Genomic DNA, 13,089 nt, shown 5'->3' on the forward strand with positions numbered 1-13,089 from the left:
GACTTGTGGGACATCGTCGACAGCAACGAGCAGGACGGTGACAAGGCCAAGGGGGCGGTGGCCGTCGACGCGTTCCCGGGGCTGGGCAAGACGACCTCGGTGCTTGCCTTCGCCCGCGACTTCCACCAGCGTGAGATCGAGGAGTCGGGCCCGTTCACGAGCCAGGGGCACGAGCGGATTCCCGTCTGCCGGGTCGGGCTGACCGGGAACACCGGGATGAAGGACCTCAACCGAGCCATGCTGGAGTTCTTCGGCCACCCCGGACAGGGGCGGGGCACCACCGCCCAGTTCGGACGGCGGGTGCTGGACTGCGTGTTGTCCTGCGATGTCCGACTGGTGGTTCTGGACGATCTGCACTTTTTGAAATGGGGACAGAAGAGCGGCATCGAGGTGAGCAATCACCTGAAGTGGATCGCCAACGAGTTCCCGGTGACGTTGCTGATGGTGGGGGTCGAGCTCGCGGAGAAGGGCCTGTTCGGCGAGGGAACGAACGGGCGCGACACCGCTCTGGCCCAGACCGGCCGTCGCACCACCCGCCTGGGACTGCGTCCGTTCACCATCGACGCGGAGGTCGGGCGACGGGAATGGCGGCAGATGCTGCTGGCCCTCGAACAGCGCGTCGTGCTCACCGACAAGCACCCCGGCATGCTCGCGGACGACCTGTCGGACTACCTCTTCGCCCGCAGCACCGGACACATCGGTTCGCTGATGACGCTGATCAACCGCGGCTGCCAGCGGGCGGTCCGCACCGGCGCCGAACGGCTGGACCAGGAGCTGATGGACCGGGTGAAGAACGACGAGGCGTCCGAGGCAGCCCGCCTCGAACTTCAAGCCGCGCTGGAGAAGAAGCGGCTGACCAGCCGTCCGAGGTCCCGGGGCCGACGAGCCGCATGAGAGCGCCGGCCCGCACCCTGCCGATCCGGCTGCCGCCACTGCCCGGCGAGGCCCTGGACTCCTGGCTGGAGGCGACGGCCAGACGGATGGACACTACGCTCGGTGATGTTCTACTGCACTTCGGATTCCCGGTCCGGCAGCGGGCCGGAAACCAGTTCCGTGGCATCCCAGCGGACTGGACGATCTACCTCGACGAGCGGTTGACCGCCGCCGTCGCGCACGCCACCGGCACGGTCCCGGAGGCGGTCACTGCCATGACCCTGGCGCACTATGACGGACGGGCCCTGCAGCTGAGTTCCGAAGGCCGGGCTGTGACACGGCATGTCCTATGGGGACGCGGGCGGGGATCCCGGTTCTGCCCGGACTGCCTCCACTCCAGCGGCGGACGCTGGCAGCTGTCCTGGAGGCTCGGCTTCTCCTTCGCCTGCACCCAGCACCGCCGCCTGCTGGCGGACCGCTGCCCGTACTGCGGACGGGTCCCACGGCAGCGGCCCTGCTCCGGGCGGTCCGTTCCCCGGCCTGAACTCTGCGGCAATCCGCCGATCCGCCCCGGCGGTCCGGTTACGGCTGGCTGCGGCGCCGATCTGACCCGCGCGTCGACGCTTCGCCTGCCTCCTGGCCATCCGGTTCTCATGGCGCAGGACCGGGTGATGGAGATCATCGACAGGGCAACGGTGGCCTTCGGCCCCTACCGGGCTGTTCCCCAGTCGGCACCGGCGGTGCTGGCCGACATCCGGGCCCTCGGCATCCGCGTCCTGAGCGACCTGCCCGCCGAACAGATACCGGCCGACATCGCAGAAGCGCACCTCGCCACCGATCAGGTCTCCCCGCACACCGAACAGGCGGCGGACCGCCCGGGGTTCATGGCCCCGCCGCGAGCCGTGGATGCCGCCGTCGCGGTCACCATGGCCCTGGGCATCCTGGAACAGCCAGGAATCCACCCGGCCGGCGAGGCCCTGCGGGGTCTGCTGGAAGCAGTACGCGAGGAACTCACGCAAATCTCGGCGACCAGCATCGACGACTGGGGCCGGGGCATCAGCCCAGTGCTGCAGTCGGTGCACCTGGCTGCCCTTGCTCCTTCCTTCCGCCCCAGCGAGCACCTGCGCTACCGCATCACGACCGAGACTCCCCGCCGGCCGACAAGGACCACGCGGGACATTGAGGAGCGAGCCAGCAAGATCCCCACGATGTTCTGGCCATCCTGGACGGTCCGGCTCACACCGCCCGAAGGAATCCATGCACGGGCCCTGGCACCCGTCCTCGCTGCCCTGCTGCTGATCCCCGACAGCCGCACCTCCCTGGACCAGGCCGCCGGACTGGCCGGCGACGTCGTGGACGGCATCGAGACCTCACGCCTCCTCCAGGAACTCGACGACCTTCCGCAGTGGCCGGACATTGTCTCCGCCCTGGACCGGCTCGCCGGCCACCTCGACACCGACGACACCCCCATCGACTACGGCCGGCGCCGACGACTGGACTACACCGCCCTGCTTCCCCATGACCGTTGGCTGGAGATCTGCCGCCGCACCGGAACGCCGCCGGGGACCGGACGGCGCGAACGCATCGCCCGCAGCCAGCTCTTCCGACGCCTCAGCGGCCTGCCTGCCGAGTCCGTCCCCGACGACCTGGGCGGGCTCGACAGCGCAGAGTTCCGGGCAACGTCCTTGCGGTTCACCGCGCTTCAGACCCCCGAACTCGCGCTCGCCCTCCAGCAGGAAGCCCTCGAATTCCTGGCCTCACACCACATCCACGACGAGCCCGTGACTTGGCAACCTCCCACCGCCCTGCTAGCCGGACTCACCCTTCCCGGACCCGACCCGGCGCACGTCGACCTACCCCGCCTGCACCAGCTCGTCCGACAGCGCAAGCACCCCATTCAGCACGCAGCCCAGGTCCTGGGCACGACCGTCGAGGCCGTTCGGCACGTCCTTGACGAGCACCCAGCACCCCCACCCCCGCTGACGAAGAACACCGCCAGAGCCACCGGCCGCATCCGACAGCAAGCTCGGCAAGCCATCCCGGAAGAGCGCTTCACCCAGCTCTACCTCGACGAACACCGATCCCTCCAGCAGATCGCCTCCCTCACCGGCTTCTCCCGCAGAGTCTTGACCGACCTCGCCAAGGAGTACGGCATCCCACTCCGCGAGGGTCCTCAGGACTACAAGCGTCGCGGCACCATCGAACGGGCCTGGCTCATCGAGCAGTACGTCCACCGCCGCCGAACTCTGCCGGACCTCGCCCGCGAAACCGGCATGAGCACCGCGAACATGGCCCGCTGGGCCCACACCTACAACATCCCCCTCCGGCCACGCGGCGGAGCCAGCCACCACACCGCCCTCCGCACCGCCGACGAAGCCGAGGCTCTCCCCGTCATCCTCCGCAAAGCCCTCACCGGCCCATACGCGCGGAAGCGGCTCTCCCGCTTCCTGGCAGCCCGGCCCTACCCCACCCTCACCGAAGCAGCCCGAGCCCTCGGCATCCACCAATCCACCCTGGTAGTCCAGATCAACCGCCTCGAAGCGGACCTCGGACAGCCCCTCTTCGAACGAGCCGAACGAGGCACGGCCATGAAACTGACCCGATTCGGGAAACGCGTCACCTCAGCCGCCCAGAAGGTGCCGGCTGAGGAAATGAGACAACGGTGAGCGGACGTTGGGTCGTACTGCGATGCTCAGGTCATGTCGTCGATGCCTGCCACGAACCCTTGGCCCACCACCATCAGCACGGCCAGGCTCCTACTGCGTCCCGCCGAATCCACCGACGTGAAGGAATTCACCCGGCTCTGGACTGACTCCGAGGTCCGGCGCTTCCTTGGTGGGCCCGTTGCAGAAGACAAGCTTCCCGCCTACCAGCAGCATTTCGCGAACCTCCCCAACGCGTTCGCCGTGACCACCCGACAGGACATGACCGTCGTTGGCTCCGTGCTGATCGATCAAGCATCTCGATTCGACGACCGGAGGGAGGTGTCCTATGGGCTCCTGCCCGAACACTGGGGCCGGGGATACGCCCGTGAAGCCGTGGCCGGTGTCGTTGAGTGGGCCTTGGGGAACGTCCCCTCGGACAACCCATCGGTCATCGCGGTCACTCAAGAGGCCAACGTCCGTTCGTGCCGCCTCCTTGAAGCCATCGGCATGCGCCATATCGACAGCTTCGTGGAGTTTGATGCACCCCAAGCGATGTATTCAGTTGATCGCCAGGGCCTCCGCATCGTTCAGTGAGCGATGCGGGGCGCTGCCCGCCCAGCTGCGGTCGACACCCGAGGAAATGACACGACCGTGAGACGGAAGCCCTGGCCAACGGCGTGAGACACCGGGAGACATCGCAGGTCACAGCATCGTGCTATGCCATGAGCCGCGAGATTCTACAGCGTGCGCGGCGCCGCACGGCACATGACGGACGCCAACGGTTGACCGCCGTCAGGGCGCGACGGACAGGACGATCTTTCCGGTGGTGCGGCCGGTCTCACCGAGGGTGTGCGCCTGTGCGGCCTCCTCGAGAGGCAGCACGGTGTCGACGTTGACCTGCAGCTTTCCGCTGTTCACCAGGTCGGCGACGGCGCGCAGTCCGGCCTGGTCGGGCTCGACGAGCAGGAACCCCGCGCGGATGCCTGCCTCGCGTGCCTGCGCGGCCGGGAAGGAGCCGTCCAGCGGCAGGATCGACACCAGCGTGCCGCCGGGGCGCAGGGTGCGCAGCGAGCGGGCGCCGTAGTCGCCGCCGATGGTGTCGAGCACGATGTCGATGTCGCGCACCGTCTCCGCGAAGTCCTGCTGGGTGTAGTCGACGAGTTCATCGGCGCCCAGGCCGCGTAGGAAGTCGTGCTTGGCCTGCCGGGCGGTGCCGATGACGTATGCGCCGCGGGACTTGGCGATCTGCACGGCCAGGTGGCCAACTCCGCCCGCCGCGGCGTGGACCAGCACCCGCGCGCCGGGCTGGACGTGCGCGGTGTCGACCAGGGCCTGCCAGGCAGTCAGCGACGCCAGCGGCAGGGCGGCGCCCTGGAGGTGATCCAGGCTCGCCGGGAGGGGGGCGAAGTGGCGCGCCGGGGCGGTGACGTACTCCGCGTAGGCCCCGGCGGGGTGCGGGAAGCGGGGCATGCCGAAGACCTTGTCGCCCGGCGCGAACACGGTCACGCCGAGCCCGACCGCCTCGACCAGGCCGGAGACATCGAAGCCCAGGGTGAAGGGGGTCTTGGCGCCGCTGAGGAATTCGCCCTGGGCGCGGCTCTTCCAGTCGGTCGGGTTGACGCCCGCGGCGTGCACCCGGACCAGGACCTCCGTCGGGCCGGGTACCGGACGGTCGGTGGTGATCATCTTGAGGACGTCGGGGCCACCGGCGGTGTCCTGGCTGACGGCACGCATCTGCGGGGTCCGGGTCTCGGACATGGGGGTCTCCTTGGTACTGGTGCCTACGGCGATGACGGGCGTTCCGCGCCGCTGGGCGGCCGCGTTTCCCGGGGTGCTGCCAGCTTTCCGTGGCGGGCGGGGCCCCGGCGGTGTCCAGATGGCCAACGTTTGAAAGAATCGGGTCATGCATCGCGTCGGTGTGCTCGCCCTGGACGGTGTCGTCCCCTTCGAACTCGGGATCCCCGCGCGGATCTTCGGCGCCGCGCACAGCCCCGACGGCAAGCCCCTCTACTCCGTGGTCACCTGCAGTCCGGACGGACGCCCGGTCAGCGCGCAGGCCGACTACGACATCGCGGTCGCCGAGGACGCCTCCGTGCTCGCGAGCGTGGACACCGTCGTCATCCCGCCGTCCCACGCGCTGGGCTCGATCGTCGAGGACGGCCGGCTGCCCGACGAACTGCGCAAGGTGCTGGAGCACGTACGGCCCGGCACCCGGATGGTGGCGATCTGTACCGGTGCGTTCGTGCTGGCCGCTGCCGGGTTGCTCGATCACCGGCCGGCCACGACGCACTGGCGGGAGGCCGAACAGCTGCAACGCCTGTTCACGACGGTCCGTGTCGACCCCAATGTGCTCTTCGTCGATGACGGTGATGTCCTCACTTCTGCCGGTGCCGCCGCCGGGGTGGACCTGTGTGTGCATCTCGTGCGCCGTGACCACGGCAGCGCCGTCGCCAACGAAGTGGCCCGTTTGTGTGTGGTGCCGCCCTGGCGGGACGGTGGTCAGGCCCAGTTCATCCGGCTGCCCGTCCCCGGCCCCTCGGCGGGCGGTACCGCGGCCACCCGCGCATGGGCTCTGGAGCGTCTTGGCGAGCCGCTCACGCTGAACGCCCTCGCCTCGCACGCCCGGGTCAGCGTGCGCACCCTCACCCGGCGGTTCCGTGACGAGGTCGGTATGAGCCCAGGTCAGTGGCTCGCCGTGCAGCGTGTCGAACGCGCCCGGCATCTGCTGGAGACCACGGACTGGTCCATCGACCTCGTCGCCCATCACGCGGGCTTCGGCACCGGCACTTCCCTGCGTCAGCATCTGCACGGTGCGGTGGGGGTGTCACCGCAGGCGTACCGGAGGACCTTCCGGAGCGCGGCGGAGCTGACTGCCTGACGGCCTGAGGACGTGCCGGGTGACGGTGGTTGACGTGTGAGCCCGGCCGACGGGTGAGGCCGGTCGGCCGACGGGACCGGTCGAGGGGTGGGGCCGGTTTGGGGCGGGCCGCGTACCGCGCGGTGGCTCCCCGAGGAGGAGCAGAGCGAACTGGGCGCGCTGACCGGGGCGGCAGCGCTGCGGTGATGCGGCGAGGATGGGGCCCGGCCGAACCGGATCCGCTGTTGAGGAGCGCCATGACCATCGGAGAGTCCACGCAGTTCCACGCGCCGGGGGCGGCGGGCCCTCTGTCGCGGGTGGCCGCTGCTCCCGAGGAGTTCGCGGAGTTGTTGCCCCAGACGCGGCGGGCATTGCTGCACCGGCTGGCGGTCGGGCAGACCGAGGGGCGCGCACCCTCCATGACGGGTGCGGTCGTCCGCGGCGGGCGGACGGTGTGGACGGCCGGCCGGGGCTCGGTGGAGGGAGAGGCGCCGCACGGAGAGGTGCAGTACCGGATCGGTTCGCTGACCAAGACCTTTGTCGCCGTGCTGGTCATGCGGCTGCGGGACGAGGGGCTGCTGTGCCTGGAGGACCCGGTCGGCAGGCATCTGGACGGGACTCCGGTGCCGGACGCGACGATCGCTCAACTGCTCGCGCACAGTGCGGGACTGGCGGCCGAGGCGCGGGGGCCATGGTGGGAACGGACCACGGGAGCCCTGCGGCCCGAGCCGGCCGACCTCTTCGGTGAGCGGCCGCACCGGCTCCCCGCCGGACGGCGCCACCATTACTCCAACCCCGGCTACGCACTGCTCGGCGCACTGGTCGAACGGCTGCGAGGCGGAACCCCGTGGGGCGAGGTGCTGCGGAACGAGGTGCTGGAGCCGCTGAACATGGGACGCACGACGCTGGGGCCGGAGCGCCCGCACGCGAGCGGCTGGGCGGTCCACCCGTGGGCCGACGCCGTGCTGCCGGAGCCGGCCGAGGACACCGGTTTGATGGGCCCCGCGGGGCAGTTGTGGTCCACTGCCGAGGACCTGTGCCGGTGGGCGGCGTTTCTGCTGCGGGGCGACGAGCGGGTGCTCGGTGCGGCGAGCCTGGACGAGATGCGGAGGCCGGCCGTACCGCCGGAGGGGAACGCATGGGACGCGGGGTATGGACTGGGCCTTCAGCTCGTACGGCGCGAAGGACGGCTGCTGGCCGGGCATGTCGGTTCGATGCCCGGCTTTCTGGCGGCGTTGTGGACCGATCCCGAGGAGGACGTTGCCGCGGTCGTGCTCGCCAACTGCACCTCGGGCCCGGCGGTCGCGGCCCTCGCCGCCGATCTCGCCGGGGCGGTGAGCGAGCTGGAGCCCCGGATCCCCGAGCCCTGGCGCCCGATGCCCGGGCCGCTGGATCCGCACCTGCTGGCGCTGACCGGGCCTTGGTACTGGGGCGCGAACCCGCACCTCCTGCGGCTGCGGGACGGGGGCGGGCTGGAGCTCACGCCGCTGTCCGGGACAGGGCGGCTCTCACGGTTCCGGGCCGAGGGGGACGGCACATGGACGGGGCTGGACGGCTATTACGCGGGCGAGACGCTCCGCGTGGTGCGGGAGCGGGACGGCTCGGTGAGCCATCTGGATCTCGCGACCTTCGTGTTCACCCGCGGACCGTACGAGCCGTCGGACACGGTGCCCGGTGGGGTGGATCCGCAGGGCTGGAGGGTGTGAGGCCTGTACGGCAGGGGGCCGGGAAGCGGACGTACAGTCGAACCAGATGTCAGGAGCCGCGCCGAGTCGGCTCGCTACCGCTGGAAGGCCCTGTGACTGCCGTGTCTGACCCGACCGCGAACTCCGCCGCCCCGGATCTGCTCGACCTGCCCCCGCTTACCGCTGCTCACTTCGCGCGGATCGAGGACAAGGTCGCCGCCCTGATGCACACCCGCTGCGATGTGGTGGCGATGCAGGGCGAGGCGCTGCTGCCCCTGGAGGCCTGTATCCGCTCGGCGGTGCGGCCCGGCAGCACCGCGCTCAACATCATCACCGGACCCTATGGCGAGACGTTCGGCGGCTGGCTGCGCTCCTGCGGAGCCGAGGTGGTCACCGTCACCGCGCCGTTCACGGGTGCGGTCGACCCGCGGCAGGTGGCGGAAGCGTTGCGGGAGCACCCCGAGATCGACTTCGTGAGCCTGGTGCACGCGGAGGCGGCTACCGGCAACACCAACCCTGTCGCGGAGCTCGGCCGGGTGGTGCGGGAGCACGGCGCGCTGCTGATGCTGGACGCGGTGGCGTCGGTGGGCGCCGAGCCTCTGCTCACCGATGAATGGGGCGTGGACCTGTGTGTGATCGGTGGGCAGAAGGCGATGGCAGGCCCTGCCGGGGTGTCGGCGGTCTCGGTCAGTGCCCGTGCGTGGGAGCGGATCGCCGCCAATGAGCAGGCTCCACGGCGCTCGTATCTCTCGCTGCTGGACTGGAAGGAGCGCTGGATCGACGGTGGACGCACGGCACTGCCGCACGCCCCGGCGCAACTGGAGATGCTCGCGCTGGAGCAGGCCACGGACCGTCTGCACGCCGAGGGCCTGGACTCCGTCATCACGCGGCACCGGGCGGCGGCCGCGGCGACCAGGGCCGGTGTGCGGGCGCTGGACGGTCTCGCTCCCTACGTCGTCCGTGACGAGGACGCGGCGCCGGCCGCCACGACGCTGCGTGCGCCTGAGGGCGTGGACGCCCGGGAGATCGTGACCGCCGCGCTTGCGGTGGATGCAGCGGTACCGGTGCAGGCAGCGGCGGGTGCGCTGGCCAAGGAGATGATCCGGGTGAACCACTATGGCCGCGCGGCCGACCGGGCGGCGGTCATGGATTCGCTGGCGGCACTGGCGGGCGGGCTGCGGGCGCTGGGTGCGTCCGTGGTTGCCGAGGGCGCGGCGCAGGCGGCGGCCGCCGCGTGGGACGCAGTGGCTGCACACTGAGGCGAGTCTGCGCCCAGCCGTAGGGCACGTGGTCGTGGTGGGGTCGTGTTTCACGTGAAACACGACCCCACACGTGTATCCGGAAGCGACGTCGTTTCACGTGAAACACCCAGGCCCGTGGGGGCACGCCCCGAGGGTTCAGTGTTCCCCAACCTCCTTTACTCATAGGGAAGTTGAGCGTTTACGGCGGGGGAAGTCGAGGGGCGTTGTTCTCCTGGATCCGGCACCGGCGGCATCGTGGCCGGCGGTTATCCGCCCTGACGCCTGTCAGGAGCGGCCCGGTGGCGTGCCCAAGGCTCCGGGGGTCGGCTGGGCACACGAGACGCCGGCAGGGCCCCTGTCCGCTCAGACGTCGACTGCGGTTCCGTTTCTCCGGCCGCCGCGCCGCTGAGGCCCTGAACGATCTTGCTGGAACCCTCTCATAGAATCGGAACGAGCGACCCGTTTGAAAAGGCGGGACGAGCGCACCGGGTGTCGACGTTTCTCAGGAGGTCCGGCGGTGATCCAGAGTGGTGTCACGCGCCCCCGTGCGGATGCGCGGCGCAACAGGGCACTCGTACTCCAGGCGGCTCGATTCGCTTTCGAGGAACAGGGGTTGGGCGTACCACTCGGGGAGATCGCGCGCCGTGCGGGCGTCGGCGCGGGCACCGTCTACCGCCATTTCCCTTCCAAAGAAGCCCTCTTCAGGGCGACGATCGTGGAGCGGATCGAGCTTTTCACCGACACCGCAAGGGACTTGGCCGAGGCGCCGGACCCTGGTGCGGTGTTCTTTCGCTTCCTTTCCTCCGTGGTGCGGCTCGCTTCACGGAACAAGGCGTTGTGTGACGCACTGGAAGCCGCCGGCGCGGGCCGTTTCGAACCGTCGCCAGGGGTCGGCCAGGGCTTCGACGATGCGCTGGAGGTCCTGCTCGGGAGAGCCCAAGAGGCAGGCGCCGTACGGCGGGACGTCGGCATAGCGGATCTCAGGGCCCTGCTGGTGGGCTGTCTTTCCATGGAGCGGGCCCGGGCGGCAACCGGCGCTGAGCCGGGGGAACAGGGCCGGATGACGGCGCTGATGTGCGATGCACTGCGGCCGCCGCACACCGTAACAGCCGTAACGAAACCTCCGGGGGAGCGCATGAAACGTAACGAAGCGCGGTGTGGGGTGTGCGGCGCGGCGATCGCGGCGGCGCGCACGGGTCGGCCCCCGCGCTACTGCGGTGGTGCCTGTCGGCAGAAGGCACACCGGACACGGGGACGCACCCAGCAGGCGTGATCAGATGAGGCCGCGCATCGGCAGCCGCACTGCTCAGAGCTGGAGCTTGAAGCCCAGGTGGGAGGCCTCGAAGCCGAGGCGCTCATAGAAGCGGTGGGCGTCGACGCGGGTCGCGTCCGAGGTGAGCTGGACCATCTGACAGCCGAGTGTGCGGGATTCCGCGACTGCCCACTCGATGAGCTGGGTGCCGAGGCCGCTGCCGCGCTCGTCGCTGTGGACCCGTACCCCCTCGATGATCGCGCGGGTGGCGCCGCGCCGGGACAGGCCGGGGATGACCGTGAGCTGAAGCGTGCCGACCGTTCGCCCCTCGCGGACCGCGACGATCTGGTGCTGCCCCGGGTCGGCAGCCAGTGCCTCGAACGCGGCGCGGTAGGGAGCCAGGTCGTCCGGCGATTCGCGGGCGGCGCCCAGGGGGTCGTCGGCGAGCATCGCGATGATGGCGGGCAGGTCGGCCTCGGTCGCGCGGCGTATCTCGATATCGCTCATGGGCGTGACCTTATGCCGTGCGGTCGAGGGGGCGGGAGGCAGGCAGCCGCGCCCCCTCCAGCCGTCGGCCCGTCAGCCCCGTCAGCCTCGGCCCTCCGGGCTCTGGGCGTCACTCCAGCGGGCTTTCGGCGTCACTCCTGTGGTGCGAGCGTTTCGACGGCGGTGACCAGCGGTGCCAACTCGGGTCGCTGTGCGGCGTCCTGGAGGGCTTCACGAAGTGCGCCGTCATGGGTGGGCCGGGCCTCCACCAGGAGCGCGAGGCCGTCGGGCGTCACATTGGTGTAGATGCCGCGCCGGTCGTCCGGGCACAGGTAGCGCGAGAGCAGTCCCCGCTCCTCGAGTCGCGTGACCAGGCGGGTCGTGGCGCTCTGGCTGAGGACGACGGAGTCCGCGACCTGGTGCATCCGCAGATGGCCGCCGGGGCCGTCGTGCTGCTCGCTGAGCACATTGAGGACCGAGAACTCACGGACGCTGAGGCCGTGCGTCTGCAGGGCGCGCTCGATGTGGGACTCGATGCGGCTGTGCAGCGCGGAAAGCGCGCACCAGCCCTGCGCCAGTCCAGGGGCCGGGGCCGGCGGGCAGCCGGGATCGGCCGGTGCTGCCGACTGCGGTCTCTCCACCGCCTCCTGCTGCTCCTGTATCTCCCGCGTCTGCTGCGTCATCGACGACCTCCTCAAGGGCGCGCCTCATGGGCGCACCACCCCAGGGTAGGGCACTGGCGAAATATGCGGCGCTTGCAATTAACCCGCGTCTGCAATTATTGTCTACGCTTGTAAGGGATGGACGCAATCATTTGAAGGGATCCGTCATGCCTCTCGCACTCCTGGCTCTCGCCATCGGTGCCTTTGGGATCGGAACGACCGAGTTCGCGGTCATGGGCCTGCTGCCCGACATGGCGGCAGGTTTTGGTGTCTCCATTCCCCTCGCCGGATACGCGACCACGGTCTATGCGCTCGGCGTGGTCATCGGAGCGCCCCTGATGACCGCCGTCGGCACGCGCTTCACCCGTAAGCAAATGCTGATGCTGCTGATGGGCCTGTTCATCGTGGGCAACCTGCTCACGGCCACCGCGCCCAACTTCGGGATCATGCTCGCCGGGCGGGTCGTGGCCGCGTTCACGCACGGAGCGTTCTTCGGCATCGGCGCGCTCGTCGCCGCCGACCTCGTCGCGCCCGAGAAGCGGGCCACCGCCATATCGCTGATGTTCAGCGGCCTGACCATCGCCAACGTCGTGGGCGTACCGGCCGGCACCATGCTCAGCCAGCAGTCCGACTGGCGCACCACCTTCTACGCCATCACCGCGCTCGGTGTGCTCGGCCTGCTGGGCATCGCCAAGCTGGTCCCGGCGCAGGAGGCGAAGGCGGCCTCTCCGCTGGGCAGCGAAATCGCGGTGTTCCGCAACCCGCAGGTCGGTCTCGCGATGCTGATGACGATCCTGGGCTTCGGCGGTGTCTTCGCGGCCGTCACCTACCTCGCCTCGATGATGACCGAGGTCACCGGCTTCGCGCCGTCCTCCGTGGTCTGGCTGACGGCCGTCTTCGGCCTCGGCATGGTCGGCGGGAACCTGGTCTCCGGTCGCTTCACCGACCGCGCCATGATGCCGATGCTGTTCGTGTCCATGACCGGTCTGGCACTGTCGCTGGCCGCTTTCCACTTCACCGCGCACGACAAGACCGCCGCCATCGTCACCATCGCGCTGATCGGCATCTTCGGCTTCGCCACCGTTCCGCCGCTGCAGAAGCGGGTGATGGACCAGGCGGCCGCGGCGCCCACCCTCGCCTCGGCCGGCAATATCGCGGCCTTCAACTTCGGCAACGCGCTGGCCGCCTGGCTCGGCGGGATCGTCATCTCCGCCGGCCTCGGCTACACCGCGCCCAACGGGGTCGGTGCGCTGATGACCGTCGCGGCGCTGGGCGTGGCGATATGTGCCACCGCGCTGGAGCGGCGTCAGACAGGCCGTGGCTGCGTGGTGGCCGCCGGCGGAGCCGACGCGACCGCCGACGAGCCCGTAGCAGCGGCGCACGGCTGA

11 protein-coding genes are annotated in these 13,089 nt (G+C 70.1%); 8 read left to right on the plus strand and 3 right to left on the minus strand.

Features of this window, described 5'->3' with window-relative positions; translation table 11 throughout:
- The first annotated feature begins 3 nt into the window (after positions 1–3).
- The 3 genes from CFW40_RS18015 to CFW40_RS18025 are packed head-to-tail and all read left to right on the plus strand — an operon-like array spanning position 4 to position 4,112.
- Positions 4–894 carry an AAA family ATPase gene (locus CFW40_RS18015; RefSeq protein ID WP_256331417.1) on the plus strand — a complete coding sequence of 297 codons (891 nt, stop codon included), beginning with the start codon at positions 4–6 and terminating at the stop codon, positions 892–894.
- Positions 891–3,539: a TniQ family protein gene (locus CFW40_RS18020; RefSeq protein ID WP_088798864.1), complete on the plus strand. Its 2,649-nt coding sequence runs from the start codon at positions 891–893 to the stop codon at positions 3,537–3,539. Before CFW40_RS18015 ends, CFW40_RS18020 begins: the two co-directional genes overlap by 4 nt.
- Before the next feature lie 33 nt (positions 3,540–3,572).
- Positions 3,573–4,112 carry a GNAT family N-acetyltransferase gene (locus CFW40_RS18025; protein ID WP_256331416.1) on the plus strand — a complete coding sequence of 180 codons (540 nt, stop codon included), beginning with the start codon at positions 3,573–3,575 and terminating at the stop codon, positions 4,110–4,112.
- A gap of 198 nt (positions 4,113–4,310) precedes the next feature.
- Here CFW40_RS18025 and CFW40_RS18030 read toward each other — a convergent pair whose 3' ends face one another.
- Entirely contained in the window at positions 4,311–5,276 is a 966-nt protein-coding gene (locus CFW40_RS18030) for an NADP-dependent oxidoreductase (protein ID WP_088798865.1), read from the minus strand.
- 145 nt (positions 5,277–5,421) lie between these two features.
- Between CFW40_RS18030 and CFW40_RS18035 the strand changes: the two genes are divergently transcribed.
- From CFW40_RS18035 to CFW40_RS18050, 4 genes are all read left to right on the plus strand, one after another.
- Entirely contained in the window at positions 5,422–6,396 is a 975-nt protein-coding gene (locus CFW40_RS18035) for a GlxA family transcriptional regulator (RefSeq protein ID WP_088798866.1), read from the plus strand.
- Between the two features lie 236 nt (positions 6,397–6,632).
- Positions 6,633–8,081, plus strand: a complete 1,449-nt coding sequence (locus CFW40_RS18040) for a serine hydrolase (RefSeq protein WP_088798867.1) — start codon at positions 6,633–6,635, stop codon at positions 8,079–8,081.
- 101 nt (positions 8,082–8,182) lie between these two features.
- Complete coding sequence (locus CFW40_RS18045) at positions 8,183–9,319, plus strand: alanine--glyoxylate aminotransferase family protein (protein ID WP_371127194.1); 1,137 nt, start codon at positions 8,183–8,185, stop codon at positions 9,317–9,319.
- Positions 9,320–9,818: 499 nt separating this feature from the next.
- Positions 9,819–10,574 carry a TetR/AcrR family transcriptional regulator gene (locus tag CFW40_RS18050; RefSeq protein WP_088798869.1) on the plus strand — a complete coding sequence of 252 codons (756 nt, stop codon included), beginning with the start codon at positions 9,819–9,821 and terminating at the stop codon, positions 10,572–10,574.
- A gap of 33 nt (positions 10,575–10,607) precedes the next feature.
- Here the strand turns inward: CFW40_RS18050 and CFW40_RS18055 are convergent, their stop codons facing one another.
- Together CFW40_RS18055 and CFW40_RS18060 are read right to left on the minus strand one after the other, a co-directional pair.
- Positions 10,608–11,060 (minus strand): GNAT family N-acetyltransferase, encoded by a 453-nt coding sequence (locus CFW40_RS18055; protein WP_088798870.1) that lies wholly within the window; start codon positions 11,058–11,060, stop codon positions 10,608–10,610.
- A gap of 131 nt (positions 11,061–11,191) precedes the next feature.
- Positions 11,192–11,722 carry a MarR family winged helix-turn-helix transcriptional regulator gene (locus CFW40_RS18060; RefSeq protein WP_088798871.1) on the minus strand — a complete coding sequence of 177 codons (531 nt, stop codon included), beginning with the start codon at positions 11,720–11,722 and terminating at the stop codon, positions 11,192–11,194.
- A gap of 146 nt (positions 11,723–11,868) precedes the next feature.
- Here CFW40_RS18060 and CFW40_RS18065 point away from each other — a divergent pair, with 146 nt between their 5' ends.
- Positions 11,869–13,089, plus strand: a complete 1,221-nt coding sequence (locus CFW40_RS18065; RefSeq protein WP_088798872.1) for an MFS transporter — start codon at positions 11,869–11,871, stop codon at positions 13,087–13,089.

It is taken from the genome of Streptomyces sp. 2114.4 (assembly GCF_900187385.1).
In the GTDB taxonomy this organism is placed as follows: Bacteria; Actinomycetota; Actinomycetes; order Streptomycetales; family Streptomycetaceae; genus Streptomyces; species Streptomyces mooreae.